This is a genomic window from Natronococcus sp. JC468 (assembly GCF_012163165.1).
Taxonomy (GTDB): domain Archaea; phylum Halobacteriota; class Halobacteria; order Halobacteriales; family Natrialbaceae; genus Natronococcus; species Natronococcus jeotgali.
On sequence record NZ_JAAVUO010000045.1, the window covers coordinates 1 to 25327 of the forward strand.

General features: G+C 67.9%; 28 protein-coding genes and 1 pseudogene. 17 read left to right on the top strand and 12 right to left on the bottom strand.

The features are described from left to right. Positions 1-867: hypothetical protein (locus GWG54_RS17470; RefSeq protein WP_167938971.1), on the bottom strand; the 867-nt coding region annotated here is incomplete at its 3' end. Between the two features lie 258 nt (positions 868-1125). Between GWG54_RS17470 and GWG54_RS17475 the strand changes: the two genes are divergently transcribed. From GWG54_RS17475 to GWG54_RS17495, 5 genes are all read left to right on the top strand, one after another. Then, positions 1126-1425, top strand: coding sequence for a DUF6432 family protein (locus GWG54_RS17475; RefSeq protein WP_167938972.1), 300 nt, complete (start codon positions 1126-1128; stop codon positions 1423-1425). Positions 1426-1464: 39 nt separating this feature from the next. Beyond that, the gene (locus GWG54_RS17480; protein ID WP_167938973.1) at positions 1465-2556 is read left to right on the top strand and encodes an aminomethyltransferase family protein; all 1092 of its coding nucleotides are present in this window, start codon (positions 1465-1467) and stop codon (positions 2554-2556) included. Positions 2557-3070: 514 nt separating this feature from the next. Next, positions 3071-3466 (top strand): hypothetical protein, encoded by a 396-nt coding sequence (locus tag GWG54_RS17485; protein WP_167938974.1) that lies wholly within the window; start codon positions 3071-3073, stop codon positions 3464-3466. A 59-nt stretch (positions 3467-3525) separates the two neighbouring features. Continuing rightward, on the top strand, positions 3526-4872 hold the full coding sequence (locus GWG54_RS17490) for a TIGR00341 family protein (RefSeq protein WP_167938975.1): 1347 nt from the start codon (positions 3526-3528) through the stop codon (positions 4870-4872). A 100-nt stretch (positions 4873-4972) separates the two neighbouring features. After that, a complete protein-coding gene (locus tag GWG54_RS17495) occupies positions 4973-6403 on the top strand; it encodes an FAD-binding oxidoreductase (protein WP_167938976.1) in 1431 nt (476 codons plus the stop codon). A 23-nt stretch (positions 6404-6426) separates the two neighbouring features. On the opposite strand, the gene GWG54_RS17500 is transcribed toward GWG54_RS17495, so the two are convergent. Further along, positions 6427-6585 (bottom strand): hypothetical protein, encoded by a 159-nt coding sequence (locus GWG54_RS17500; protein ID WP_160166961.1) that lies wholly within the window; start codon positions 6583-6585, stop codon positions 6427-6429. 279 nt (positions 6586-6864) lie between these two features. On the opposite strand from GWG54_RS17500, the gene GWG54_RS17505 reads away from it, so the two are divergent. The 3 genes from GWG54_RS17505 to GWG54_RS17515 all read left to right on the top strand — a co-directional run bounded on the left by GWG54_RS17505 (position 6865) and on the right by GWG54_RS17515 (position 10004). Continuing rightward, on the top strand, positions 6865-8322 hold the full coding sequence (locus GWG54_RS17505) for a sulfatase-like hydrolase/transferase (protein ID WP_167938977.1): 1458 nt from the start codon (positions 6865-6867) through the stop codon (positions 8320-8322). Between the two features lie 110 nt (positions 8323-8432). Beyond that, positions 8433-8879 (top strand): hypothetical protein, encoded by a 447-nt coding sequence (locus GWG54_RS17510; protein ID WP_167938978.1) that lies wholly within the window; start codon positions 8433-8435, stop codon positions 8877-8879. 69 nt (positions 8880-8948) lie between these two features. After that, a complete protein-coding gene (locus GWG54_RS17515) occupies positions 8949-10004 on the top strand; it encodes a S66 peptidase family protein (RefSeq protein WP_167938979.1) in 1056 nt (351 codons plus the stop codon). Between the two features lie 6 nt (positions 10005-10010). On the opposite strand, the gene GWG54_RS17520 is transcribed toward GWG54_RS17515, so the two are convergent. The 5 genes from GWG54_RS17520 to GWG54_RS17540 form a co-directional block, all read right to left on the bottom strand. Beyond that, positions 10011-10421 carry a desampylase gene (locus tag GWG54_RS17520; RefSeq protein WP_167938980.1) on the bottom strand — a complete coding sequence of 137 codons (411 nt, stop codon included), beginning with the start codon at positions 10419-10421 and terminating at the stop codon, positions 10011-10013. 2 nt (positions 10422-10423) lie between these two features. Beyond that, positions 10424-11395, bottom strand: a complete 972-nt coding sequence (locus tag GWG54_RS17525; RefSeq protein WP_167938981.1) for a cobalamin-binding protein — start codon at positions 11393-11395, stop codon at positions 10424-10426. Between the two features lie 53 nt (positions 11396-11448). Then, positions 11449-12003 carry a hypothetical protein gene (locus GWG54_RS17530; RefSeq protein WP_167938982.1) on the bottom strand — a complete coding sequence of 185 codons (555 nt, stop codon included), beginning with the start codon at positions 12001-12003 and terminating at the stop codon, positions 11449-11451. Positions 12004-12093: 90 nt separating this feature from the next. Next, positions 12094-12834, bottom strand: a complete 741-nt coding sequence (locus GWG54_RS17535; protein WP_167938983.1) for an SDR family oxidoreductase — start codon at positions 12832-12834, stop codon at positions 12094-12096. Positions 12835-12895: 61 nt separating this feature from the next. Further along, positions 12896-14425 carry a carboxypeptidase M32 gene (locus GWG54_RS17540; RefSeq protein WP_167938984.1) on the bottom strand — a complete coding sequence of 510 codons (1530 nt, stop codon included), beginning with the start codon at positions 14423-14425 and terminating at the stop codon, positions 12896-12898. Between the two features lie 163 nt (positions 14426-14588). Here GWG54_RS17540 and GWG54_RS17545 point away from each other — a divergent pair, with 163 nt between their 5' ends. Next, a complete protein-coding gene (locus GWG54_RS17545; RefSeq protein WP_049892659.1) occupies positions 14589-14945 on the top strand; it encodes a hypothetical protein in 357 nt (118 codons plus the stop codon). A 92-nt stretch (positions 14946-15037) separates the two neighbouring features. Next, a complete protein-coding gene (locus tag GWG54_RS17550) occupies positions 15038-15325 on the top strand; it encodes a zinc ribbon domain-containing protein (protein ID WP_167938985.1) in 288 nt (95 codons plus the stop codon). Between the two features lie 4 nt (positions 15326-15329). Here the strand turns inward: GWG54_RS17550 and GWG54_RS17555 are convergent, their stop codons facing one another. After that, a complete protein-coding gene (locus GWG54_RS17555) occupies positions 15330-16406 on the bottom strand; it encodes a M20 family metallopeptidase (RefSeq protein WP_167938986.1) in 1077 nt (358 codons plus the stop codon). Positions 16407-16517: 111 nt separating this feature from the next. Between GWG54_RS17555 and GWG54_RS17560 the strand changes: the two genes are divergently transcribed. Next, positions 16518-18386, top strand: a complete 1869-nt coding sequence (locus GWG54_RS17560; protein ID WP_167938987.1) for a PINc/VapC family ATPase — start codon at positions 16518-16520, stop codon at positions 18384-18386. Positions 18387-18709: 323 nt separating this feature from the next. After that, entirely contained in the window at positions 18710-19606 is an 897-nt protein-coding gene (locus GWG54_RS17565; protein ID WP_167938988.1) for an NAD+ synthase, read from the top strand. 1 nt (position 19607) lies between these two features. Here GWG54_RS17565 and GWG54_RS17570 read toward each other — a convergent pair whose 3' ends face one another. Together GWG54_RS17570 and GWG54_RS17575 are read right to left on the bottom strand one after the other, a co-directional pair. Next, positions 19608-20015 carry a hypothetical protein gene (locus GWG54_RS17570; protein ID WP_167938989.1) on the bottom strand — a complete coding sequence of 136 codons (408 nt, stop codon included), beginning with the start codon at positions 20013-20015 and terminating at the stop codon, positions 19608-19610. Between the two features lie 45 nt (positions 20016-20060). Next, positions 20061-20354, bottom strand: a complete 294-nt coding sequence (locus tag GWG54_RS17575) for a winged helix-turn-helix domain-containing protein (protein ID WP_008420456.1) — start codon at positions 20352-20354, stop codon at positions 20061-20063. 369 nt (positions 20355-20723) lie between these two features. Here GWG54_RS17575 and GWG54_RS17580 point away from each other — a divergent pair, with 369 nt between their 5' ends. After that, a complete protein-coding gene (locus tag GWG54_RS17580) occupies positions 20724-21059 on the top strand; it encodes a hypothetical protein (protein ID WP_167938990.1) in 336 nt (111 codons plus the stop codon). Continuing rightward, entirely contained in the window at positions 21060-22871 is a 1812-nt protein-coding gene (locus GWG54_RS17585; RefSeq protein WP_167938991.1) for a ribosome biogenesis/translation initiation ATPase RLI, read from the top strand. 15 nt (positions 22872-22886) lie between these two features. Here the strand turns inward: GWG54_RS17585 and GWG54_RS17590 are convergent, their stop codons facing one another. Beyond that, positions 22887-23132 carry a YMGG-like glycine zipper-containing protein gene (locus GWG54_RS17590; protein WP_167938992.1) on the bottom strand — a complete coding sequence of 82 codons (246 nt, stop codon included), beginning with the start codon at positions 23130-23132 and terminating at the stop codon, positions 22887-22889. Positions 23133-23231: 99 nt separating this feature from the next. Then, complete coding sequence (locus GWG54_RS17595) at positions 23232-23753, bottom strand: archaemetzincin family Zn-dependent metalloprotease (RefSeq protein ID WP_167938993.1); 522 nt, start codon at positions 23751-23753, stop codon at positions 23232-23234. A 39-nt stretch (positions 23754-23792) separates the two neighbouring features. Between GWG54_RS17595 and GWG54_RS17600 the strand changes: the two genes are divergently transcribed. The 3 genes and pseudogenes from GWG54_RS17600 to GWG54_RS17610 form a co-directional block, all read left to right on the top strand. Continuing rightward, positions 23793-24239, top strand: coding sequence for a UPF0146 family protein (locus tag GWG54_RS17600; RefSeq protein WP_167938994.1), 447 nt, complete (start codon positions 23793-23795; stop codon positions 24237-24239). 8 nt (positions 24240-24247) lie between these two features. Next, entirely contained in the window at positions 24248-24886 is a 639-nt protein-coding gene (locus tag GWG54_RS17605; protein WP_167938995.1) for a DUF3267 domain-containing protein, read from the top strand. A gap of 39 nt (positions 24887-24925) precedes the next feature. Further along, positions 24926-25327, top strand: a pseudogene (locus tag GWG54_RS17610) (TIGR01548 family HAD-type hydrolase); the annotation flags it as partial.

Below are 25327 nucleotides of genomic sequence, written 5' to 3' on the forward strand. Positions count from 1 at the left end.
CCCCCCGCCCCGGGGGGCGGCGCCCCCCCCCCCGCCGCCCCCCGCCCCCGCCCCCCCCGGGGCCGGCGCCCCGCCGCCCTTCGCTCCGGACGACGGCGCTGACTCGAGCTCGCTCGAGGGCGCCTCGCTCGTCCCGGTGTCGAGCAGGATCGCGTCGTCCTCGAGCGGTTCGGACTCCCTGTCGGGCCAGTCGTCGGCGTCGGTCCCGGAGTCGGCCTCGGTCTCGATCGGCGGGCCGACGTCGTTGGAGTCGGGCCACTCGCCGTACTCGCGGTCCTCGGTCGTCGTCCCGTCGTCCTCGAGGATCTCGCCGTCGTCGGTGACGGGGTCGCCGTTCTCGTCGGTCGGGAGCTCGATGCCGGCGCCGACGCCGGTGCGGCCGTTCGACGTTTCCGCCGGAGTATCGGCGGCTCGACGCGGTTCGGCGTCGGCCCCGCGCGGCGCTATCCCGCGATCGTACGGCTCGGTTTCGGCGTCGGTGTCGACGGACTCGGTTCCGGTGGCTTCCGACCGCGCGTCGGGACCGGGACCGCTCGAGCGGGCTGACGACGGGTCGGACCCGACCTCCGCGGCGTCGATAAACGCCGCATCCGTTTCGCCCGTCTCGTCCGTCTCCGCGGCGAACGCGCCGGCGTCGGTCGACCCGGGGTTCGCCGCGGGCGGCTCCGCCGATCGCGGACCGACGCCGGCCGACGTCGAGATGCTCCGGACTTCGGTGTTCTCGCTGACGACGTGTCGGTCGCCGCAGTGCGTACACTCCTCGTACTCCCGGACGGTGAGGACGACCTCGCTCCCCCGTTCCTCGCGCTCGCGTTCGACGTCGACGTCTCCGTAGTCGTGACCGAGCAGCGAACATCGCAGACCCATGCTCCCACCCTTCCCAGCACGGCATCAAAAACGTGTTGCCTGGCCGCTATCGCGACGGTTGAGCCGCAGGACGGGCATCGCTCGGGAGTCGTTCGGACGACCGCCTCGAGCGCCACTCGGCGTTCCCGACGGCGCACTCGCGTCCCTTCCCGTCCCGGCAGGCACCGTCCGTCCCCACCGCCACGCTCGACGGCGCCAGCGCGAGCGTCTCGAGCGAACGACAAACGTCAAATCCCGGGTCGACGAATAGATGCACGGATGAGAGCAAAGCGGGAGTACCGGAACCGGGCGGAAACCGAGGTAGCGGTACTCGACGCACTCGTCGACCGCGCCGACGACGGCATGACGATCTTCGCGCTCCGCGCGGCGGCCGAAGTCGACATCGACGAACTCGAGCGGGCGCTCGAGGCCCTCAAGGAGGACGACTTGATCGTCGTCGAGCCCGGCGCCAGCGAGACGGTTATCAAACCCGCCGACCGCGTCGTTCCGGAGGTGCCGACCGACGACGAGGACGAGCAGTCGATCGGCGACTGGCTCCGCGATTGGCTGCCCTTTTGAATCGAAACGCCTGAGGGTGTCGGTCCCCTTTCGGTGTTCATGAGCGTCATCGAGTCCATTCACGCGGATCTCGGAGCCGCGTTCGGCGATCGCGCCGGCCGAACGGTCGTCGAACACTACGGGCGGCCCGAGCGGACCCACCGCGCGGTCAGAAACGGCGTCGGGCTGCTCGAGGCCGCCTACGGCGTCGTCGTCGTCGAGGGCGAGGACCGCCTCGAGTACGTCGACAACGTCGTCTCGAACCGCGTTCCGAGCGAGGACGGCCGGGGCTGTTACGCGCTCGTTCTCGGCCCCCAGGGCCGCATCGAGATCGAACTCTACGTTTACAACGCCGGCGAGCGGCTGCTCCTCTTTACCCCGCCGGCCCACGCCGACGACCTCGCCGCGGAGTGGTCCGAGAAGGTCTTTATCCAGGACGTCGAGATCCGGGTCGCGACCGACGACTACGCTATCTTCGGCGTCCACGGTCCCCACGCGACCGAGAAAATCGCCAGCGTGCTCAACGGCGCCGCCTCCCCCGACGAACGGTACTCGTTCGTCCGCGGATCGATGGGCGACGACGGCGTCACCGTCGTCCGGACCGACGCGCTCACCGGCGAGGAGAGCTACGAGGTCATCTGCGCGGCCGACGCCGCCGAGGACGTCTACGACGTCCTGTTGAACCAGGGGCTCAACGCCGCCCCCTTCGGCTACCGAACGTGGGACACGCTCACGCTCGAGGCCGGATCCCCCCTGTTCGAGACCGAACTCGAGGGACAGATTCCGAACGTTCTCGGCCTGCGAAACGCCTTAGACTTCGAGAAGGGCTGTTACGTCGGCCAGGAGGTCGTCTCCCGGGTCGAGAACCGCGGCCAACCCAGCAAGCGACTCGTCGGGCTGACCCTCGAGGGCGAGGCCGTCCCCGACGCCGGCGCCGCGGTCTTCGACGGCGACTCGTCGGTCGGCGAGGTCACCAGAGCCGATACGAGCCCGCTGCTCGAGGAGCCGATCGCGCTCGCGGTCGTCGAGTACGGGCTCGAGACCGAGACGGTGACGATTCGGATCGACGGCGAGGAGGTCCCGGCCGCGCGGACCGACCTGCCGTTCGTCGACGGCTCGGACCGCTCGGACCGGTTGCCGGAGTACCAGTAGCGGTCACCGACCAGTCGGGTTCTTCGGCCCGCGTCACTCACACGCGGTGGCGCGCACTATTGACCGTCCGAGCGCTAGCGAGGGCGGTCAATTACCGTCGTGCGAGGGATGAACGAGCGACTGAAGGGAGTGAGTGAATCGGCTGGGGAGGACGTGGAAAATCCCTGTTGCTAGGAGCACAGATAGCGATTAGCGTAGATTCCCATACGCTCCAGTGTGACAGATAGCAGTCCTGCTCGCACGAACACGGGGGATTGCCACGCCCTCCCCAGCCGATTCACTCACTCTCTGCGATCGTTCGTTCATCCCTCGCGCAGTATCGTCGACCGCCCTCACTGACGTTCGGTCAGTCGACAGCGCACGCCACCGCAACGAGGGGAGGTCGATCTCTGGTGATACGCAGTTCCCCTGTACTGAGCGTTCGCCCTTCCGTGTTGATCGGGACACAGGTCGATCGATACGAGCCGGAACTGGCCGGGACCAGCGTGAAGGACGTCGACGGTGGCGTTCGACTATGGACGAGAGCACCGACTTCGAGGAGCTAGCCTCGCGCGTCCGAACCCAGTCCGAGGACGCCGCCGGCTCCGACACCGATCGCGTGACGATCCGATCGTTCCAGGAGCTCACTTCCGATTCCCTCTCGGAGCTGCTCGAGGCCGCCGAGACCGATGCCTCCGAACCCGGCTCGCTCGCGTTCGTCCTCTCGAGAGCGAACGCCGAACTCCTCTCCGAGCGCGAGGCCGACCTCGAGAGCGTCGAGGACCTCGAGAACGACCTCGGCCGCGAGATCCGGGTCGAGGAGTCGATGCCCGACGACACGATCCTGTTGCTGGATCCCGACGCCGTCGACGGCGAGGAGCTGCTCGAGCCCGAGTCGATCGCCTGCGGGATCGTCGGCAGCGACCACTGAAGCCGTCTCCGCGGCGACTTCCCCTTCAGTACTATTCGTCGGCCCGTCGTCGTGACCCCATGCGCTATCTCGAGATCACGGTGCCGGAGGGACGACGCCGAGCCGTCCTCAACATCCTCGAGGACGAGGAGATCGAGTACGTCGTCAGTGACGAGACCAGCGGCAGGGGGTACACGGCCGTCGTTCGATTCCCGTTGCCGACGCGGGCGGTCGAACCGGTGCTCGATCGCCTGCGGCGGGCGGGCGTGAGCGACGACGCACGGGTCGTCGTGATCGACGCCGAGACGGTCATCTCCGAGGAGTTCACGACGCTCCGGGATCAATACAGTCGGGGCGGACGGCGAGGGGCACGCACCTCGAGGCAGGTGCTCCGGACCAAAGCCGAGGAGTTCACGCCGCAGTTTTCGATCTACGCGGTCATGCTGCTCATCAGCGCCGTCGTCGCCACATCCGGACTGCTCGCGGACTCCCCGGCGGTCGTCGTCGGCTCGATGGTAATCGCACCGCTGCTCGGCCCCGCACTCGCTGCCAGTATCGGGATCGTCACCGGTGACGACGCCCTCAAGTCGACCGGGTTCCGGTACCAGGCCGTCGGTGTCGGACTGGTCGTCGCCGCGTCGATCGGTCTCGCGACCCTCGCGCGGCTGGCCGGCCTCGAGCCCGCAGGGGTCGACATCGTCGTCGCCACCGAACTCGAGGAGCGGGTCTCGCCGAACCTGTTCTCGATCGCCGTGGCGCTGGGCGCCGGCGTGGCGGGCATCCTGAGTCTCACGCGCGGCTTTTCGGAGGCCATCGTCGGCGTAATGATCGCCGCCGCGCTCATCCCGCCCGCCGCCGCGGTCGGCATCACGGCCGCCTGGGGGATGTACGGCGCGGCCCTGGGTGCGGGCGTGCTCGTCGCCGTCAACCTGCTGTCGATCAACCTCGCCGCGCTGGCCACGCTGTGGGTCGCCGGCTACCGGCCGCAGGGGCTGTTCGAGGTCTCGCCGACCCGCGGGCCGACCTACAGGTACGCGGCCGTCTTCGGGGCGGCGCTGCTGGTGCTGGCCGCGCCGCTGGCGGGTATCACGCTGCTGGACTTCCAGACGACCCAGCTCGAGTCGTCGGCCGAGGACGACGTCGAGACGGTGCTCGAGCAACCCCAGTACGAGGGGCTCGAGACCGGGGACGTCGCGGTCGAACTCGACGGGAACTACCCGATTCAGTCGGTCGATCGGATCACCGTCACGATCGTCGCTTCGGACCCGGGACCGGTCCCGGGGTTGGCCGACCGACTCTCCGAAGCGATCGGAACGACCGCCGACGGTCCGGCCATCGAGGTGCAGTACGTCGTCGCCGAGGACCGCGGTCCCGATAGCGAGGCGCCGACGACCGTCCCGTCCTCGGCCTCTCCGACGGAGGGGTGACGGCCCGGCGGACCACGACCGACAGTCGACGTCCCCATTCGGTTGATCGTTCCGCTCCCGTGACTACGACGTTATCTACACCGGACGCGTGCGTTCGAACATGGGCACTGTTGACAAGACACCTGGAGAGGAGGCGTTCGCGACCCTCTCGAGCGAGGCCGTCACGTCGCTCGCGACCGAGTTCGCGGGCGAGCTGGTTCGACCGTCCGATCCGGCCTACGACGACGCGCGCGAGATCTGGAACGGGATGATCGATCGCTACCCGGCGATCGTCGCGCGCTGTTCCGGCGTGGCGGACGTCGTCGCGGCGGTGAACTTCGCTCGCCAGCAGGGCCTCGAGGTCGCCGTCCGGGGCGGCGGGCACAACGTCGCCGGGACGGCTGTCAGCGACGGCGGGCTTGTCGTCGACCTCTCGGAGATGACCGCCGTACGAGTCGACCGCGAGGCGGGGACGGTGCGGGCCGAGGGCGGGGCGACGCTGGGCGACGTCGACCGCGAGACGCAGCTGTTCGGCCTCGCGACGGCGCTCGGCGCGGTCTCCCAGACCGGAATCGCGGGGCTGACGCTCAACGGGGGGTACGGCCACCTCAGCCGCGAGTACGGACTGGCGCTGGATAACCTGGTGAGCGTCGACGTCGTCACCGCCGACGGACGGGTTCGGACGGCGAGCGACGAACGGAACCCGAACCTGTTCTGGGGGCTGCGGGGCGGCGGGGGTGCCCTCGGGATCGTCACCTCCTTCGAGTACGAACTCCACGAGGTCGGCCCCGAGGTGTACGCCTTCTTCCCCTGGTTCCGCACCGACGATGCGCCCGCGGTGATGGCCCGCTACCGGGAGTGGATCGCCGACGCGCCGCGAAACGCGGGCGTGCTCGTCTTTACCGCCCACGTTCCCGACCTCGAGGAGTTCCCCGAGGCGGCGTGGGGCGAGCCCGCGATCGCGATGCTCGGCTCCTTCCGCGGCGACCCCGCGGACGCCGACGAGATCTTCGGGTCGCTACTCGAGAGTGCGGAACCGCTGGTCGACCTCAGCGGGGAGATGGCGTACGTCGACCTGCAGTCGATGCTCGACGAGGACTACCCCGACGGGCTGCGCTACTACTGGAAGGCGATCTACCTCGAGGAGTACGCCGACGAGGTCGTCGACCTCATGCTCGAGTACACCGAGTCCGCGCCGTCGGCGCTGTCGACGATCGACCTCTGGCACCTCGACGGGACGGTCGCCGACGTTCCCCGCGACGCGACGGCGTTCTGGCACCGCGACAAACCCCACATGCTCACCGTCGAGGCGAACTGGGAGAATCCCGACGCCGACGACCCGAACCTCGAGTGGGCCCGCGCAGTCATCGCGAAGACGGAGACGCTGTCGGTCGCCTCGGGGCGGTACGGTAACTTCCCCGGACTGGAGGCCGAGCCCGCGAGGCTGCGCTACGGCGACAACTACGGTCGGATGGTCGCACTCAAGACCGAGTACGATCCGGAGAACCTGTTCCGGCTCCCGGGCAACGTCGAGCCCCGGGCCGACGGCTGAGTGGAAGGGAACGACCGCGGCCGCTACGACTCGAGTTCGCGATCCGACTCCCGGAGCTCGCGTTGCTCGACCGAGTGACCTGTCTCGACGTAGTGGCGGATCATCGCCTCGTTGAGCTCGCCGTCGGCGTCGTCCTCGACACGACGGCTCCAGTCGCACTCCTCGCAGTACGCGATTGGCACAGGCGGAGTTTCGAGTACGATCTCTTGAATTATGTGATCCGCACCGGGGAACCGAACGTCGGGCCGACGCCTGTCACCGGGAGTCCTTTCGAGATTACGTGCGGCTCTCGGGCGGCTCCGGAGGTGCCTCAAATGCGAAGTCACTAACCTGACATCCTCTCACGACGGAAGTCGTGGGCGTTCTCCTCGAACCACTGTAACTTACTGGCTGCCCTGTCGCTCGCCGTCTCCGGGGTGTCGCCTCCAAGAGTTAACTGCGGCCCCGCCGTACGACGGCCGATGGCAAACGCCGACGGTCGTCCGAACGTGTTGTTCGTCCTCACCGACCAGGAGCGATACGACTACTCCGCGCCCGACGGCCCGTCCGTCGAGACGGCGACGATGGATCGGCTCTCGAGGGAGGGAATGCGGTTCGAGCGGGCGTTCACGCCGATCAGTATCTGTACGAGCGCTCGCGCGTCGCTGCTGACCGGACGCTTCCCCCACGGCCACGGCATGCTGAACAACAGCCACGAGGCCGACGCGATCCAGAGGAACCTCCCGACCGAGCTGCCGACGTTCTCCGGGTTGCTCGCCGAGGCGGGCTACGAGTTGACCTACACGGGCAAGTGGCACGTCGGCGACGACCAGACCCCCGAGGACTTCGGCTTCGCCTATCTGGGCGGGAGCGACAAACACCACGACGACATCGACGAGGCGTTCCGCGAGTACCGCCGCGAGCGCGGGACGCCGATCGAGGAGACCGACCTCGAGGACGAGATCTACACCCGCGGCGGAAGCGAGGAGGGGACCTTCGTCGCCGCGAAAACGCCCGTCGACGTCGAGGACACGCGGGCGTACTTCCTTGCCGAGCGGACGATCGACGCGATCGAGTCCCACGCGGAAGGCGACGGCGAGGGGCCGTTCTTCCACCGTGCCGACTTCTACGGCCCGCACCACCCCTACGTCGTCCCCGAGCCCTACGCCTCGATGTACGACCCCGCGGAGATCGAACGGCCCGACAGCTACGCCGAGACCTACGACGGGAAACCGCGGGTCCACGAGAACTTCCTGCACTACCGGGGGGTCGCCGACTTCGACTGGGAGACTTGGGCCGAGGCCATCGCGAAGTACCGCGGGTTCGTGACGATGATCGACGACCAGCTCGAGCGAATCCTCGAGACCCTCGAGGAGCGCGGCCTCGGGGAGGAGACCGCGGTCGTCCACGCCTCGGACCACGGCGACTTCGTCGGCGGCCACCGCCAGTTCAACAAGGGGCCGCTGATGTACGACGACACCTACCGGATCCCGCTGCAGGTTCGCTGGCCGGGGGTCGTCGAGCCCGGTTCGGTCTGTGAGGCACCCGTCCACCTCCACGACCTGGCCGCGACCTTCCTCGAGATGGGCGACCTCGAGGTGCCCGAGTCCTTCGACGCGCGGAGCCTCGTCCCCCTGCTCGAGGGCAAGGCACCCGAGGAACGTCCCGACTCCGTCTTCGCGCAGTACCACGGCGAGGAGTTCGGGCTCTACACCCAGCGGATGGTCCGCACGGCGCGGTACAAGTACGTCTACAACGGCCCGGATATCGACGAGCTGTACGACCTCGCAGCCGATCCCGCGGAGCTACAGAACCTGATCGACCACCCCGACTACGCCGACGTCCGCGGAGCGATGCGGGAGCGACTGGTCGACTGGATGGACCGAACCGACGACCCGAACCGGAAGTGGGTGCCCGACGTCCTGCGAGATCGGGACTGAGACCCGCGGACCGACAGGATCGGTCTCCCGACCCGGAAGCGTACGTTTACGGTCTCGAGGCGGGTAGGCACGTCCATGACCGACGGACCGATCGCGACGGAGGGAGATCGATGAGCCGATCCGGACGCGACGACCCCGGGCCCGAAGAGCTTCGCGAGCGAGCCGCCGAAGACGAGGCGATCGCCGACGCGCTCGAGGACCTGGTCGTCGAACTGCGGGACGAGCCGATCAAAGAGAGCCGGCTCGAGGGACTGTTCGACGAGGCGACGACCAGCGATCCGGGAATCTGGAACACCGTCACCGCCTTCATCGACGTCGAGGACAGGGAGGCGGTCGTCACTGACGAGTCGAAGCTCGCCCGGGGGAAGTGGGCCCCCGAGATCGTCGAGGGCTGCGACGCGATGGTGACGATCGACGTCCAGCGCGGGCTGATGCCCGACGACTTCGCGTATCTCGTCGGCAGCGAGCTCCAGGACCGGATCACGGAGTTCCGCGAGGAGGCCGCGAAGAAACGACAGGCGGCCGCCGACCTCGAGGCGAACGCCGACGGAGAGTAACGTCCTCGCGGAGCCACACCCACCGATCGACCGCGACAGAAATACGTCATTTCGGGTGGATTCCGAGGTATGCCCGAGTTCGTCACGCCGCCGCCGCTGGAACGGGGCGATCGCGTCGCCGTCCTCGCGCCCTCGAGCGGCGGGGCACGGGAGGCGCCCCACGTCTTCGAGCTGGGTCTCGAGCGACTGCGGGAACGGTTCGACCTCGAGCCGGTGATCTACCCGACGGCTCGACAGGGGAACGCGTTCCTCGCCGACAACCCCCGCGCCAGGGCCGCGGACGTCCACGCCGCCTTCCGCGACCCCGAGATCGACGGGATCGTCGCGACCATCGGCGGCAGCGATCAGCTGCGGATCCTGAAACACCTCGATCCGGACGTCCTCCGGGCCAACCCGACCCGGTTCTACGGGATGAGCGACAACACCGCCCTCCAGCTGTTGCTGTGGAACGCGGGCGTCGTCTCGTACAACGGCGCCCAGCTGATGAACGAACTCGCCGTCCCGGGCGAGCTGCCCGCCTACACCGAGCGATACTGTCGGCGCGCGTTCTTCGAGGACGACCTCGGTCGGCTCGAGCCGTCCCCGGAGTGGACCGACGAGCCCTCGACGTGGTGGACCGATCCCTCCGAGATGGACTCGTCGCCAGCGTACGAGCCGAACCCGGGCCGACGGTGGGCTGGCGGGAGCGAGCCCGTCGAGGGTCGAACGTGGGGCGGCTGTCGCGCGATCGTCGAGTGGTTCCTGGCGACCGACCGCTTCGTGCCGTCACCTGCCAATCTCGAGGGAGCGATCCTCTGTCTCGAGACCGCCGAATCGATCCCCGAGCCCGAGACCGTGGGCGGGACGCTGCTGTGTTTCGGCGAGCGCGGCCTCCTCGAGCGGTTCGACGGCGTCGTGGTCGGGCGTCCGCCGACCCGGAGCTTCCTGGCGGAACCGCCCCGCGAGCAACGGGAGCGCTACCGCGACCGACTCTACGACGAGATCGTCGAGCAGGTTCGACGGTACAATCCCGAGGCGCCCGTCCTGCTGGGTCTCGACTGGGGACACACGACCCCGATCGCACCGCTGCCGATCGGGGGTCGTCTGGAACTGGACCCGAGGTCGGAAACCGTTCGGTGTCGCTGAAGACGCTCACTCGACGGCGACGTCCTCGCGCTCGAAGCCGTCGTCCTCGCGCCAGCGCCAGGAGCCGACCTCGAAGGGCTCGAGCGAGACGATGACGTACGAGCGGTCGGGCCAGGTCGCGTCGGCCGCGTCGGTCTCGCTCGGGCGGGGCGGGCCCCGCGGGTGGGAGTGGTAGAAACCGACGATCTCCTCGCCGCGATCCTCGAGGCGGTCGAAGATCGCGAGCTGTTCCTCGGGGTCGATCCGGTATCGAGTGCGGGGATGCTCGGCGACGTTCTCGACGGGGTACTGCGAGCGAACCTCGCTTCGACCGGTCGGGTCGTACTTGCCCCCGAGAACGCCACAGCTCTCGAGCGGACGCCCGCCTCGAGCCTGCTCGACGATCTCCGCTCGAACCGCGTTCGGAAGGACGAGCATGATCAGGGCGCCTGATCGGCCCGGGTCTCGGTCGGTCCGGACGCGTTCGACGCGAACTCCTCGAGGTCCTCGAACGGAACGGCGACCGACTCGGGCGGCCCGTCGAATCGCTCCGGGTGGACGATCGGTGCCAGCGCCTCGAGGGTGTCGACGAGCCGCGGGCCGGGGCGGTTGAGGTAGTGGTGGCCGTCCATCGCCCACACCCGGTCCTCGCGGACCGCCGCGAGTTCGTCCCAACCCTCGCGGTCGATGAGATCCGTTCGGTTCGTCGCCGTCTGCTCGAGGCCGAACCCGCAGGGGGCGACGACCACGAGTTCGGGATTGTACTCGAGGATTTCCTCCCACTCGCGGGGTGTCGAGCGCTGGCCGACGTCGGCCAGCCCGTACTCGCCGCCGGCCCAGTCGACGAGTTCGGCCGTCCAGTGGCCCGCGATCATGGCGGGGTCGGTCCAGTCGAAGACGGCGACCCGCGGTCGCTCCTCGCCCGCGATACCCGCGGTTCGCTCCCGCACGGCGTCGATTCGCTCCTCGAGCTCCGCCCGCACCTCGCGGGCTCGCTCCTCGCGGCCCGTTGCACGGCCGACTCGCTCGAGGTCGTCCAGCACGTCCGCGACGGTGTGGGGGTCGACGGTGAGCACGTCGGGATCGGACTCGATCCGCGCGACCGCGTCGGCGATCACAGCCTCGTCGACCGCGCAGACGTCGCACATCCCCTGGGTGACGATCAGGTCGGGCTCGAGCTCCGCGAGCAGGTCCACGTCGACCTCGTAGACGCCGTCGTCGGTCTCGCCGACCTCGAGGACCTGGCGGTCGATCTCCTCGCTCGAGGCATCGGTATCGATTCGGGAGCGGGTGATCGACGGCAGCGACGCGGCGCTCGGCGGATAATCGCACTCGTGGGAGACGCCGACGGGCTCGAGGCCGAGCGCGGCGACGAGTTCGGTCGCCGAGGGAAGCGTCGTAACGATTCGCATACCGGCCGTAGGAGTGGCAGGGACAAAAACGGCCGCCCCGACGGCGGACCCCGTCAGTACTCGTCGAGGTCGCGATCGGAGTCGTCGCCGAACTCGTGGTCCGGATCCGCCGAGTCGCCGGGCTGTTCGGTCGGATCGTCCTCGATGTCGATCGTCGTCTCGCCGCCGTCGTCGATGTCGAACTCGTCGGTCTCGAGCTCGTCGCCGTCGATGCCGACGCTCCCGTCGTCGATCTCGATGGTGACGCCGTCGTGGGCCTCCCGCTCGTGGCCGATCAGCGTTCCGGTCGCGGACTCGACCTGCTGGTTGACCGCCCAGACGAACCGCAACACTCGCTCGAGTTCGGTGCCCGCCCGCCGGACGCCCCCCTCGCCGGAGAGCTCGCCGAGGCTCCGGGCACCCTCCGGGTGGAGGTACTGGACCGGGTGTCCGTTAGGGACTTCGCGCAGGTCGACGTCGAACGACCACAGGTGGGGCAGCAGCTGCACGGCGTACCCGTGGGGTTTCGGGGCGCGGCGACCCGCCGCGGTAAAGGCGAGGGCCAGCGCCGACGACTCGGCGTCGGTGTCGAAGTAGACGCCGTCGAGACCGGGAATCGAAATTCGCATACACGAACGTTGGTCCCGTCGGGGGTAAGGGTAGAGCCGGCACTCCCAGCCTCTTTTATCCCTTCGGGTCCCGTTCGGGGGCCGCCCCCCTCAGAAGGTGTCGGCGAACTTGTCCCGCCGGTTGATATCGAGCTCGCTCACGCTCGAGTGGTCCTGGCTCGCGACGAAGCGGATCGCCTCGGCGACCTCCTCGGGCGCGCTGGCCTCGTCCTCGTCGTAGGCCTCGGCGAACGTCTCGCCGCTGGCGGTCTCGAACTCCGAGCGGACCTCCGCCGGGTTGATCACGCTGACGCCGACGTCGTCGTCGCCGGCCTGGGCCGCGACGCTCTTGGCGAACCCTCGCACCCACCACTTCGTGGCGGCGTAGATCGGGTTGAACGGGCGCGGATAGTACCCGGCGAAGCTCCCCAGGAAGATCAGGTTCCCCTCCCGCTCGCGGACGTGGGGAAGCGCCGCGCGGGTCGCGTAGAACACCCCGTCGACGTTGGTCTCCTGCATCGTCTCGTACTCCTCGGTGCTCATCTCGGCGACCTCGCTGCCCCGGGAGAGTCCCGCGTTGTTCACCAGCACGTCGATCCCGCCGAAGCGATCGACCGTCTCGTCGATCAGCGCGTCGACGTCGCCTTCCTCGCGGACGTTCGTCGGGACGACGAGCGTCTCGACGCCGTGGTCGGTCTCGAGGTCGTCCGCCAGCTGCTCGAGGTCGCCCTCGCTGCGGGCCGCGAGGACGACGTTCGCGCCCGCGTCCGCGAACTCTCGACAGGTCGCCGCGCCGATCCCGGCGCTCGCCCCGGTGACGATCGCCGTCTGCTGCTCGAGTTGGTCGGTCATCGTGGTGAGGGTCGGACGCTCGCCCCTAAGCGTTTCTGCAAGCGCGCTCGACGCCGCGGACTCAGTACGCCTCGAGGTCGTACAGCTCGCCGTACTTCGAGGTCGCGTACTCGAGGAAGGAGTCGGCGGCGAACTCCGCCCCGGTCGCTCGCTCGATCAGCTCGGGCGTCGTGTAGTGTTTGCCGTGGCGGTGGACGTTCTCGCGGAGCCAGCCGTTGAGGTCGTCGAACTCCCCCGCTCGAACATCGCCGTCGAGTTCGCCCAACTCGTCTTCCGCGGCCGCGTAGAGCTGCGCCGCGAGGACCGAGCCCAGCGAGTACGTCGGGAAGTAGCCGAAGGAGCCGTGGGACCAGTGGATGTCCTGCAGACAGCCCTCCGCGTCGGTCTCGGGGCGGACGCCGAGGTACTCCTCGTACTTGTCGTTCCAGACTTTCGGCACCTCGCTCACCTCGAGGTCGCCCGCGATCAGGGCGCGCTCGATCTCGAAGCGGATCACGATGTGGAGGTGGTAGGTGAGCTCGTCGGCCTCGACCCGGATCAGGTTGTCGTCGTACACCTGGTTGGCGGCCTCGTAGGCCGCCTCTGGAGTGGCGCCCTCAAGCCCGAGGAAGCGGTCGGCGACGGTCGGCAGGAACCGCTCCCAGAACGGCCGCGAGCGACCGACGTGGTTCTCCCAGAGCCGGGACTGGGACTCGTGAACCGAGAGGTCTCGAGCTTCGCCGAGGGGGGTACCGTACTCGTCGTCGGGAAGCCCGAGCGTGTAGTTGGCGTGGCCGAACTCGTGGATCGTCGAGGTCAGCGAGCCCAGCAGGTCGTCCTCCTCGAATCGGGTGGTGACGCGGGCGTCGAACTGCGTTCCCGAGGAGAACGGGTGGGGTGCGGTGTCGAGACGGCCCCGCTCCCAGTCGTAGCCGAGCTCGTCGAGGACGTCCCGGGCCAGCGCCTCCTGATCGTCGTCGTCGAACTCGCCAGCGAAGGTGTCCGTCGCGAGGTCGGCGTCGGCATCCTGGATCGCGTCGATCAGCGGGACGAGCTCCTCGCGCAGGCGCTCGAGGACACGCTCGGCGGTCTCGAGGTCGATGTAGGGCTCGTAGTCGGCGAAGAGCACGGCGTAGGGGTCGGCGTCGGGATCGATGTGGTTGGCGTACTCGCGTTTGAGCGCCACCAGCTTCTCGAGGGTGGGTGCGAACGCCTCGAAGTCGTCGTCTTCCCTGGCGCGTTTCCAGGTCGGGTGGGCGTTGGCGGTCGTCTCGGAGATCTCCTCGACGAGCTCCCGGGGAACGCTGGTCTCGCGGTCGTACTGCCGCCGGATCTCGCGGACGACGGCCCGTTTCCCGTCGTCGAGCGCCGCAGACTCCAGTTCCTCGAGCAGGTCGCCGGTTTCGTCGGCGGTCAACAGCTCGTGGCTGATCGAGGACAGCGCCGAGAGCTGCTGTGCGCGGGCGGGAGTGCCCGCCTCGGGCATGACGACCTCCTGGTCCCAGCGGAGGACGCCGGCCGCGTTGCCGACGTTCGCGATCCGAGCGATCCGCCCTTCGAACTGCTCGTACGTCTCGCCGTGGTGCTCGCTCCGGGCCTGGTCGGTTGCCATTGGCTGACACTACTTGCGGAATCGTCATCAACGTCGTGGTTCCGGCACGCGGCCGACGGGCGCGCTCGAGCCGGCGATTCGGCCGGAACGCATCGCGAACGAGACGCATCTGGAAATTGCAAGCCACGAACTGTTTTCCGGCAGCGGCGAGTACCCTAGCGCAATGGTAGTCGCATCACTCGTCGTGTTCGTGGTGAGTTTGCTAATCGGCGGCCTCGGGATCTTCCTGGGTGCGAAGTTCGTCGTCGACGTCGAGAACTACACCTACGCGTTCGTCACCGCCCTCCTCGGTGCGATCGTCTGGTCGGTCGTCGGGTTCTTCCTGGGGTGGATCCCGCTGCTGGGACCGATCCTGGTGTTCATCGCGTACCTCGCGGTGATCAACTCCCGGTACCCCGGCGGCTGGTTCGAGGCGATCACGATCACGATCGTCGCCTGGCTGTCGGTGCTGGTCGTGCTGTACGTCCTCGCGTTCCTCGGGGCGACCGGCTTCGAGGCCGTAGGCGTGCCGGGCACCTGATGCCGAACTCGCGGCTCGAACGCTCTTCTCGCACTCGCCGGTGTGACCATTGACGACGAAGAGTTATCCGCGTCGGTCGACAACGTCGCACAATGGGTTTCTTCGAGAACCTCGGCCGGAAGGTCGGGGAGTTCACGCACGAGGCGAAGGAGGCAGCCGCCGACGAGGCGGGCTACGTCTGCGAGGCGTGTGGCAACCAGTTCTACACGGACCAGGCGTGTCCGGAGTGTGGGAGCGAGCGCGTGACCCGACGGGACGCCGGCTCAGACGACGGAACGGACGACGCTACCGAGGACGCGGCCGCCGAGCGGACGGTCGACGAGTCCGTCGACGGCGCGTCCCCCTCGACCGAGAGCGGCGACGAGTCGGAGCGAGAGTAACCGCTCACCGCGGCCACGACTCCGCGGTCCGTCGGTAGAGGTCGGCGCAGCGCTCGAGGACGTCGATCGAGACGCTCTCGGCGTCGGTGTGGGCCTCGCCGGGCTCGGCGGCGCCACAGATCACGCAGTCGGTTCCCGCCTGCGAGAGCCAGCCGGCGTCGGTCGCGTGGGGTTTCGTCACGAGTTCCGGTGCGCCGGGTTGGGCGCCGTCGGCAGCTTCGCGGACCGCTTCGGCGAAGGCCTCGTCGCCACACTCCATCGGCGGGAGGTCCTGGTCGACCGTCCACGCGACGCCCTCGAGATCGGCGACCCGCTCGAGGGCGGCCCGTTCCCCCGGAACGGTCCGTTCGTCGACCGTCAGCTCGCAGCGGTCGGGCACGACGTTCATCGCCGTCCCGCCCTCGATCTCGGTGACGACGACGCTGCCCTCGAGCGTCTCGCCGGCGACCTCGACCGCTGGCGGCTCGAGGTCGCGGACGACGGCGACGGCGTCGCTCGCACGGTAGATCGCGTTCTCGCCGGCCTCCTGCTCGCTCGCGTGGGCGCGCTCGCCTCGAGCGGTGATCGTGCTTCCGCGCCGCCCCTTGTGGGCGACGGCGACGTCGGTGACGCCGGGCGCTGAGTACCCCGTCGATCCCTCGCCGACGACCGCGTAGTCGGGCGCGAACCCCTCGTCGATGGCGTGGCGCGCGCCGACGCCGCCGACCTCCTCGCCGACGAAGCTCGCGAAGACGAGTTCGCCCGCCGGGTCAGCCGCTCTGAACGCGATCGCCGCCGCGGCCACGGCACCCTTCATGTCCGCCGTCCCCCGACCGTACAGTCGGCCGTCGCGCTCCTCGAGAACGTACTCGCCGCCGGGGCCGACCTGCGAGTCGGCGGGCTCGACGACGTCGTGGTGACCGACGAGCGCGAGCGTCTCCTCGCCCGCGCCCTTCCTGGCGAGGACGTTGCCGACCTCGTCTCGAGTCACTTCGGCCGCAGTCTCGCGGCGCAGCCACGTCTCAAGGAAGTCCCCTGCGGCGGTCTCGTCCTCGTGGCTGGGGATCGCGGCGAGTTCTCGGGTCAGATCGATGACCGACATGGGTCGTCCTTTCGGTTCCGGGAAGTTGACTGCACCGCAGTCGTGGGAGCGACTGGCGCCCCTTTCGTGTGCTTGAACATCCTTATTGCCGTTCGGGAACCAGTATAGCGTATGAATGTCGTGCCGGACACGAGCGTGGTCATCGACGGCCGCGTCTCGGCGACGATCGAAGACGGGCAGTTCGAGGGAGCGACGATCTCGGTGCCGGAAGCCGTCGTCGCGGAGCTCGAGGCGCAGGCAAACGACGGCCTCGACAGCGGCTGGGACGGCCTCTCCGAGCTCCAGCGGCTCGCGGAGCTGGCCGACGAGGGGCGGATCGACCTCGAGTACGTCGGCGACCGACCCAACGCCATCGAGCGCGGCCACGCCTCCGAGGGCGAGATCGACGCGCTGATCCGCGACCTTGCCGAGGAGCTGGGGGCGACCTTCCTCACCAGCGACATCGTCCAGGCCGAGGTCGCCCAGGCCAAGGGCCTCGAGGTCGAGCACATTTCGCCGGAGGTCCGGGAGGTCGGCACGCTGACCGTCGAGGAGTTCTTCGACGACCAGACGATGAGCGTCCACCTGCGCGCCGGGGCCGTCCCGAAGGCGAAACGGGGCGAACTCGGCGAGATGCGCTACGAGGAGATCGCCGACGAACCTCTGGACGAGGAGACGATCGACGAGTATGCACGCGAGATCGTCGACGGCGCCAAGGAGTCCCACGACGGCTTCATCGAGCTCTCGGAGCCGGGGATGAAGATCGTCCAGTTCCGGGACTACCGGATCGCGATCGGCAGACCCCCGTTCTCGGACGGCATCGAGATCACCGCCGTCCGCCCGATCGCCCAGACCGACATCGAGGACTACGAGAAGGCCGACGAGCTGAAGGATCGCCTGCTCGAGCGCCAGCGGGGCGTCCTCATCTCGGGGGCGCCGGGCGCCGGGAAGTCGACGTTCGCGCAGGCGGTCGCCCGCTTCATCTCCGATCACGACTACGCGGTCAAGACGATGGAGAAACCGCGGGACCTGCAGGTCGGTCCGGAGATCACCCAGTACACCGAACTCGCGGGCGAGATGGAGAAGACCGCCGACGCCTTGCTGATGGTCCGGCCGGACTACACCATCTACGACGAGGTCCGCAAGACCGACGACTTCGAGGTCTTCGCGGACATGCGACTGGCCGGCGTCGGCATGATCGGCGTCGTCCACGCGACCCGACCGATCGACGCGCTCCAGCGACTCGTCGGCCGGGTCGAACTCGGGATGATCCCCCAGGTCGTCGACACCGTCGTCTACATCGAGGCCGGGGAGGTCGACACCGTCTACGACGTCAGGACGGAGGTCAAGGTCCCCGCTGGACTCACCGAGGAGGACCTCGCTCGACCCGTCATCCAGGTCACCGACTTCGAGACGGGCGAACCCGACTACGAGATCTACACGTTCAACCGCCAGGTCGTCACCGTTCCGCTTACCGACGACGAGGGCGGTCCGGGCAGCGAGTCGGGCGTCGACCGCATCGCGAAACAGGAGATCGAACGCGAGATCCGCTCGGTCGCGCGGGGCTACGTCGACGTCGACCTCAAGAGCCAGGACAAGGCGGTCGCCTACGTCGAGGACGACGACATCTCGAGCGTGATCGGCAAGGGCGGGGGCCGAATCACCGATATCGAGAACCGCCTGGGGATCGATATCGACGTCCGGACCCACGACGAGAACCCGAACTACGGGAGCGGCGGTGGCGGCTCCGGAGGCGGCGCTGCGCCGTCGGGCGGCCAGACAGGCGAGCTGGTCGAACCGGAGATCACCTCGCGCCACATCGTGATCCCCGTCGACGGCAGCCACGGCGAGACCGTCGAGGTCCAGGCCGGCGGCGACTACCTGTTTACCGCGACGGTGAGCCGCGGCGGCGAGATCCAGGTCTCGCGAGGCAGCGCGATCGCGGACGACTTAGAGCAAGCGATCGATCGGAAGGATCCGATTACGGTCGTTCCCTCCTAAGACTCCGACCGCGAGCGAAGCGAGCGGCTTTTTGGTGGAGATGTTTGCGCGAGCGGTCGCGAACGGAGCGAGCGATCGAACTGATTCGGTCACGATCGTTCCGTCGTCGAAAGCTGTTTGACGACCGTCCTCGAGCGACGCCGTTCGCCAACCGTTTCCTCGAATAGTCGGATTCGACGTGATCGGTCGGCCGTGCGTCCAGTTATTCTCGAACCTGTTCGTGGTATCCCCACTCATACCGGGATTACTAGTTGTATAGTCACAAAACACTTATACGATACAAATGTCTGGATAACCGTGTATCAATACGGAGTAATCCAACTATGAGTGCTAAACGGAAAACGTTCGTCTACTCAGAGCTCGAGAACGGTCGCGGACCGTTCATTACTGACCGGGACGCCCTCGAGACGGTTCGGGATCGGATCGTCGACGACCTCCGGCGGACCGTCTCCGGCGCCGACGCCGACGGCGTCGTCGTGGCGATGAGCGGCGGGATAGACTCGACGGTGACCGCCGCGCTGGCCGTCGAAGCGGTCGGCAGCGACCGAGTGCTCGGGCTCGGACTGCCCTGTCACAAGAGCGACCGCACGCAGGTCAACGAGGCCCGAACGATCGCCGACGGGCTCGGAATGGGGTTTCGGGAGATCCAGCTCCAGCCGCTGCTCGACGCGTTCGAGGAGACGGTTGCGGCCGAGTTCGAACCCGAGTCGCCCGACCGACCGAACGAGCGCAATTACGCGCTCGGAAACGTGGTCGCACGGCTGCGGATGGCCTGTGCGTACTACGCCGCCAATCGCGAGTCCCGACTCGTAGTCGGGACAGCGAACCGCTCGGAGCTCCTGCTCGGCTACTTTACGAAGTACGGCGACGGTGCAGCCGACGTCTACCCGATCGGCGATCTCTACAAGACCGAGGTACGGGCGCTCGCGAAACGGCTCGGCGTCCCTCGCCGGATCGTCAGCAAGGCGCCGACCGCCGGCTTCTGGGCGACCCAGACCGACGCCGACGAGCTCGGGGCGTCCTACGACGTCATCGATCCCCTGCTGCGGCGGTTCGTCGATAAGGACGGCTCCCTCGAGACGGCGATCGATGCCCTCGAGCTCGAGCCCGACCTCGCTCGCGAGCTCGCCTCGCGGTGCGTCCGGACGGCACACAAGCGGCGAACGCCTCGCACGCCCGGGATCGCCGGCCGCGTGGGAGTCGGTGCGATCGGTCCCTGAGCTACTCGAGGCTGCGGTAGACCTCGGGATTGCGCCACCAGAACAGCCCCCACGAGAGCATGAACCCGACGGCCATCGCGGCGAGGTCCTGGGCCAGCTGGGGCAGACCGAACTCGACGATCGCGACCAGCGCCACCGACGATCCCAGCGCCGCGCCGGCGAGGACGAACGCGACGTCGGCGACGATCCGTTCCCGGGACCGTTCCCAGTAGTGCTGGCGATCCTCGTCGTACCAGACGCCGACGTAGATCAACACCGGCGACATGAGCGTGATGACGGTGATCGACTGATACGCCTCGGGGAGGCCGGCCGGGAACAGGACGAGCTGGTTCAGAAGCTGCGCGAGAACGGACATGACGAACAGTCCCACCAGCAACCACCCCCATCGCGGCAATCGCTCCTTGTCCATAGCCGAAACGGTCACCAGCGAGAGATAATCCTGCCGCTTTTCGGCTTACTCCGCGCAGCAGGCGTCGTTCTTGGGCGACTCCTCGACGCCGCTGCCGTCGGCGGCGACGGGCTCCTCCAGACGGTAGAGACTCTGTCGGGCGTCGGCGAAGTAGATGTCCTCGTCGACGATCCCGATCTCCTCGAGGCGCTCGAGCGCGTACCGGACGGTCCGAGCCGAGAGCATCGACTCCTCGACGATCTGCTTTTGGGTCAGCGGACCGTCGTACTCGAGAACCTTGAAAACGAGTTTCGCGCTCGGTGGCAGATCCTCGAGGTCCTCGCCGTCAGTCGCAGTCATATTACGATTCGAAAGCTCCCAGTAGTATAAAAGTTGACCCTTACTGGGATGGAGATCAACAAAATATATTACTATATTGACGAGTAAAATAGCGATACGAACGCTATACGGGATATTCTCGGTATTTGACCGATCGGTCAGCCGAAGCACGGGACGACGAGGGCCGAAGGCGGAAACCGGCGGCGGTGGCTTCCCGCCGAACGGAACCGATCGTCGCTCGAACGAGCGGGCTCGTCGTCGCAGTTCTCCGCGTGGCTGGTGGACGAACCCGAACCGGTGAGGCGGCGACGGTGCCGCTCGAGTCGAGCGGGTGTCCGGTTCGGTTCGCAATGCGAACCCCTTTTCACCACCGGCGACTGAGTTCGACCCATGTCGACCGAATCGATCAGCGACCGGCGCGAGCACGTGCGCTCGGTCAGCGTAACCGCGCTCTCGGCGCTGCTTGGCGTCGGCGCCGCGTTCGCCTCGGTGGCGATGGCGGGGGACATCTCGTCCGTCGAAGCGGCGAACGCCGCCGCGACCGACACGCGGGCGCTGTTGCTCGTCGCCGGCGCGATCCTCGTCCAGATCGTCCTCTACGACTTCACGGGCATCTACGGGGACGACGAGTTCGGGACGAAACACTACCTGTACGTCGCCTTCATGACGTTCGCCTTCTGGTTCGTCCCGTTCGGAATCCTGCTCACCGCAGGGGGGATGTCCTAGATGGCCGACGACAGCATCGCCGTCGTAGACCTGGACCGGTGTCAGCCCGACCGGTGTAGCTACGAGTGCAAGAACTACTGTCCGCCGAACCGCACCGGCAAGGAGTGTATCACGCTCCGGGGCGAGGAGGCCGACCAGGGCCAGCCCGACCAGATCCACATCTCCGAGGAGATCTGTCTGGGCGAATCCTGCGGGATCTGCGTCGAGAAGTGCCCGTTCGACGCCATCGAGATCATCAACCTGCCCCAGGAGCTCCAGGACGATCCCGTCCACCGCTACGGCGAGAACGCCTTCTCGCTGTACGGCCTGCCAGCCCCCCAGGAGGGACAGGTAACGGGTATTCTGGGGCCGAACGGGATCGGGAAGACCACGGCCGTCCGCATCCTCGAGGGCGAACTCCAGCCGAACCTCGGCCGCGACGAGGCCGTCGACTGGGACGATGTCCTCGAGGCCTACCGCGGAACGGAACTGCAGGACTACATCGCCGACGTCCGCGACGGCGAGGTCACCGTCGCCCGCAAGCCCCAGTACGTCGACCAGATCCCCGAGAGCTTCGACGGCAACACCCGCGAGCTGCTCGAGCGAACCGACGAACGGGACGCCCTGGACTCACTGGTCGAGCGCCTCGAGATCGGTCCCGTGATGGACCAGGCGATCGAGGACCTCTCGGGCGGGGAGCTCCAGCGGGTCGCGCTCGCGGCGACCCTGGCCCGCGACACGGACTTCTACTTCCTCGACGAGGTGACACCCTACCTCGACATCGGGCAACGCGTCACCGCGGCGCGGCTGATCCGCGAACTCGCCGAGGAGGAGGACCGATCGATGCTGGTCGTCGAGCACGACCTCGCAATCTTAGACCTGCTCGCCGACACGCTCCACGTCGCTTACGGTGAGCCCGGCGCCTACGGCGTCATCACCTCGCCGAAGTCGGTCCGCAACGGGATCAACGAGTACCTCTCGGGCTACCTCGACAACGAGAACATGCGGATCCGCCAGGACCGCATCGAGTTCGAGGAACACGCCCCCCGGACCGCGACCCACGGCGACGTGCTGGTCGACTACCCCGACCTCACCAAGAGTTACGGCGACGGCGAGTTCACCCTCGAGATCGAGGGCGGCGAGATCCGACGCAACGAGGTACTCGGCATCGTCGGCCCCAACGGGATCGGGAAGTCGACGTTCGCGAAACTGCTGACGGGGAACCTCGAGCCCACGGAGGGCGATGCCGACCTCGATCTGGATATTTCGTACAAACCGCAGTACGTCACCATCGACCAGCACATGCGGGTCGACGCCTTCCTCTCCTCGATCACGGACCAGTTCGGGTCCTCGTACTGGAACACCGAGATCGCCCAGCCGCTGCAACTCGAGCGGATCATGGAACAGAACCTCTCGGATCTCTCCGGCGGGGAGCGCCAGCGGGTCGCCATTGCGGCCTGTCTGTCCGACTCGGCGGATCTGTACCTGCTCGATGAGCCCTCCGCTCACCTCGACGTCGAACAGCGGGTTCAGGCCACCAGCGCGATTCGCCGCTATGCCGAACAGCAGGACGCCACCGTGATGGTCATCGACCACGACATCTACACGATCGACCTGCTGGCCGATCGCCTGATGGTCTTCGAGGGCGAGCCCGCGGTGGAAGGTCGCGCCAGCGAGCCCCAGCCCATGCGGGAGGGGATGAACGACTTCCTCTCGAACCTCGAGATCACGTTCCGGCGGGACGAGCGCACCTCGCGTCCGCGGATCAACAAGCCGGAGTCACAGCTCGACCGCGAGCAAAAACGGGAAGGAGAGTACTACTACTCGCCGTAGGTCGGCTCGACGGCGCTACTCGTTGCTCGTCCGTGAGAGCACGTTCCCGAACTGTTCGTCCTTACGCGTTCGCAGCTCGTCGAGTCGCGACTGGGCGCTCAGTCGGCTCTCGCCGACCGTCGCGCCGACGAGCGCGCCGAGGGCGGCGCCGGAACTTGCGGCGTTTTTGTTGAACAGGCCGCCGAGTCCGGCGCCGACGGCGGCGCCGATGGCTGCGTACCGTGCGCGACTGAGCGCGAGTTCGAGTTGCTGTTTCACCATACCGGTGACTCGACACGGGAGGGAAATAAACGTGTTCCCGGAAAATCGCAACCACGAACGTGTACGGCCTCCTGAACGGACGTTTAGGGTGGAACGGTCTCAGTGAACGTGTCGCTGGCAGCTCCCACAGAGGTTCTTTTCCTTGATGTCGACCTCCCGAACGGTCGGCGAGAAGTTCATCACACAGCGGTTGTTGTCGCAGTGCTCGAGGCCGTAGGTGTGGCCGATCTCGTGGACGATCTCCTTGCGGACGCGGTTCTCGAAGATCTCGCTCGCGCTCTTGTTCGAGAACCCGCCGTCGCTGGAGGTCTGCAGGCGGTACGTGGAGACGACGCTGCCGCTGCCGTCGAGGTAGGCCAGGCCGAAGACGTAGTTGCGACGACGGTAGAACAGGTCGTGGGGGGTGATTGCGATGTTCTTCTCGCCGCGGCCGACGCGCTCGGCGAGCTGGATGAACGTCTCGGCGCAGTACTGGTTCCGGCCGGAGTCGTACGCGCCGGTCGGAACCGACTGCGAATCGTTGACCGTGACGTCGCAGTCGTAAACCGATCGCAACGCGGAGGAGGCCGCCCGCTTGACCTCCGCGGAGACGCTGCCGACCGGCACGATATCGACGAGCATGGCAACCGCTATGATCGCGGGTAGCATAAACGTCCCGCCATGACCACCGCTCGCCGGAATCTCGAAACGCTCGCGGATCGACTCGCCGCCTACGACCGCCTCGTCGAGGTCGGGATCGGACGCCGAACAGAGCTGGCGGCGACGCTCGTCGAGGCGGGCGCCGCGGTGACGGCGACCGATATCGGTCGCCGGGAGGTACCCGACGGTGTCGGATTCGTCGTCGACGACGTCGTCGAGCCCGATCTCGCGGTCTACGAGGGCGCCGAGGCGATCTACGCCCGGAACCTGCCCCCCGAGCTCCACCGACCGACCCTCGAGGTCGCCGAGCACGTCGGCGCCGACTTCCTGTTTACGACGCTGGGGGGCGACCAGCCCGCGGTCCCGGTCGAGCGACAAACGGTTCGCGAGGGGACGGTGTACGTCGCCCGAGAGTTCGACGGGGAGACGCGGGAGGACGGAAGGAGTTACCAGGGTCCGCGAGAGTAGGGTGAACGATGGCCGTCGAGTCCCTGCCGCCCGTCTCCACCGTCCTCGCCGTTCTCGGACTCCTCGTCGCGCTCGCGGTCGTCCTGCGGGGGCTGGGATTTCTCCTGCGGATCGCGATCCACCTGTTCGTCTTCCCGGGCGTCGTCGTCCACGAATTCGCCCACGCGAGCGCCTGTCGGCTCGTCGGCGTCAGGGTGATCGAGGCCGTCTACTTCCGGTTCGGGAATCCGCCGGGGTACGTCCGTCACGCCACCCCCGATCGGTACCGCCAGTCGGTCGTCATCAGCGTCGCCCCGTTCCTGCTGAACACGGTCGTCGCGGTCGCCGCGTTCGTCGGGTCGGTCGTCCTCGTCTCGGCCGTCGGCGATGTTCGGACGGCCCCGCTCGAGTACGCGGTCGCCGCTTGCGCCCTCGGCTGGATCGGCCTCTCGGTCGGGATGGCCGCCTTCCCGAGCACGACCGACGCCCGGACGCTGTGGGCCCGCTCCCGGCGGGAGTGGCGCCGATCCCCGGTCGTCCTTCTCGGAATTCCGATCGTCGCGCTGATCTACGTCGTCAACGTCCTCTCCTGGCTGTGGGCCCACGTGCTCTACGCCGTCGGGCTGTTCGTCGGCGCCGTCTACCTCGCGGGGGCGCTGGCGATCTGAACCGTCCGGCTTTATTTCCGCGGGCCCGTTCCCTCCCGTATGAACGCAGACGCAGTCGTTCTCGACATCGACGGCGTGCTCGTCGACGTCGCCGACTCCTACCGTCGAGCGATCGTCGAGTCCGTCGAGCGCGTCCACGACCGCACGATCCGCAGGGAGGACGTTCAGGCGTTCAAGAACGCGGGCGGGTTCAACAACGACTGGGAGCTGACCTACGCGGCCGCCCTCTACGTGCTCGCGACCGGGGAGGGGTACCGCGCGTCGATCGACGACTTTACCGACGCGATCGCCGATCGGGGCGGCGGCCTCGAGGCCGCCGAGGCCGTCGTCCGCGAGGCGATCGGCGCGCGGGCGGCCCAGCGCGTGACCGATCGATGGGGCCGCGGGGAACTCCGGGACGTCTTCCAGCAGCTGTACCTGGGCAGCGGGCTCCACCCGGGC

Excerpts from the sequence above, each read along its gene's own strand:
- GWG54_RS17580 (WP_167938990.1), top strand. The coding sequence starts at position 20,724 with ATGTCGACCGAATCGATCAGCGACCGGCGCGAGCACGTGCGCTCGGTC.
- GWG54_RS17605 (WP_167938995.1), top strand. The coding sequence starts at position 24,248 with ATGGCCGTCGAGTCCCTGCCGCCCGTCTCCACCGTCCTCGCCGTTCTC.
- GWG54_RS17480 (WP_167938973.1), top strand. The coding sequence starts at position 1,465 with ATGAGCGTCATCGAGTCCATTCACGCGGATCTCGGAGCCGCGTTCGGC.
- GWG54_RS17550 (WP_167938985.1), top strand. The coding sequence starts at position 15,038 with ATGGGTTTCTTCGAGAACCTCGGCCGGAAGGTCGGGGAGTTCACGCAC.
- GWG54_RS17585 (WP_167938991.1), top strand. The coding sequence starts at position 21,060 with ATGGCCGACGACAGCATCGCCGTCGTAGACCTGGACCGGTGTCAGCCC.
- GWG54_RS17515 (WP_167938979.1), top strand. The coding sequence starts at position 8,949 with ATGCCCGAGTTCGTCACGCCGCCGCCGCTGGAACGGGGCGATCGCGTC.
- GWG54_RS17565 (WP_167938988.1), top strand. The coding sequence starts at position 18,710 with ATGAGTGCTAAACGGAAAACGTTCGTCTACTCAGAGCTCGAGAACGGT.
- GWG54_RS17530 (WP_167938982.1), bottom strand. The coding sequence starts at position 12,003 with ATGCGAATTTCGATTCCCGGTCTCGACGGCGTCTACTTCGACACCGAC.
- GWG54_RS17485 (WP_167938974.1), top strand. The coding sequence starts at position 3,071 with ATGGACGAGAGCACCGACTTCGAGGAGCTAGCCTCGCGCGTCCGAACC.
- GWG54_RS17525 (WP_167938981.1), bottom strand. The coding sequence starts at position 11,395 with ATGCGAATCGTTACGACGCTTCCCTCGGCGACCGAACTCGTCGCCGCG.
- GWG54_RS17535 (WP_167938983.1), bottom strand. The coding sequence starts at position 12,834 with ATGACCGACCAACTCGAGCAGCAGACGGCGATCGTCACCGGGGCGAGC.
- GWG54_RS17490 (WP_167938975.1), top strand. The coding sequence starts at position 3,526 with ATGCGCTATCTCGAGATCACGGTGCCGGAGGGACGACGCCGAGCCGTC.
- GWG54_RS17600 (WP_167938994.1), top strand. The coding sequence starts at position 23,793 with ATGACCACCGCTCGCCGGAATCTCGAAACGCTCGCGGATCGACTCGCC.
- GWG54_RS17520 (WP_167938980.1), bottom strand. The coding sequence starts at position 10,421 with ATGCTCGTCCTTCCGAACGCGGTTCGAGCGGAGATCGTCGAGCAGGCT.
- GWG54_RS17510 (WP_167938978.1), top strand. The coding sequence starts at position 8,433 with ATGAGCCGATCCGGACGCGACGACCCCGGGCCCGAAGAGCTTCGCGAG.
- GWG54_RS17560 (WP_167938987.1), top strand. The coding sequence starts at position 16,518 with ATGAATGTCGTGCCGGACACGAGCGTGGTCATCGACGGCCGCGTCTCG.
- GWG54_RS17555 (WP_167938986.1), bottom strand. The coding sequence starts at position 16,406 with ATGTCGGTCATCGATCTGACCCGAGAACTCGCCGCGATCCCCAGCCAC.
- GWG54_RS17590 (WP_167938992.1), bottom strand. The coding sequence starts at position 23,132 with ATGGTGAAACAGCAACTCGAACTCGCGCTCAGTCGCGCACGGTACGCA.
- GWG54_RS17595 (WP_167938993.1), bottom strand. The coding sequence starts at position 23,753 with ATGCTCGTCGATATCGTGCCGGTCGGCAGCGTCTCCGCGGAGGTCAAG.
- GWG54_RS17505 (WP_167938977.1), top strand. The coding sequence starts at position 6,865 with ATGGCAAACGCCGACGGTCGTCCGAACGTGTTGTTCGTCCTCACCGAC.
- GWG54_RS17545 (WP_049892659.1), top strand. The coding sequence starts at position 14,589 with ATGGTAGTCGCATCACTCGTCGTGTTCGTGGTGAGTTTGCTAATCGGC.
- GWG54_RS17575 (WP_008420456.1), bottom strand. The coding sequence starts at position 20,354 with ATGACTGCGACTGACGGCGAGGACCTCGAGGATCTGCCACCGAGCGCG.
- GWG54_RS17540 (WP_167938984.1), bottom strand. The coding sequence starts at position 14,425 with ATGGCAACCGACCAGGCCCGGAGCGAGCACCACGGCGAGACGTACGAG.
- GWG54_RS17495 (WP_167938976.1), top strand. The coding sequence starts at position 4,973 with ATGGGCACTGTTGACAAGACACCTGGAGAGGAGGCGTTCGCGACCCTC.
- GWG54_RS17475 (WP_167938972.1), top strand. The coding sequence starts at position 1,126 with ATGAGAGCAAAGCGGGAGTACCGGAACCGGGCGGAAACCGAGGTAGCG.
- GWG54_RS17570 (WP_167938989.1), bottom strand. The coding sequence starts at position 20,015 with ATGGACAAGGAGCGATTGCCGCGATGGGGGTGGTTGCTGGTGGGACTG.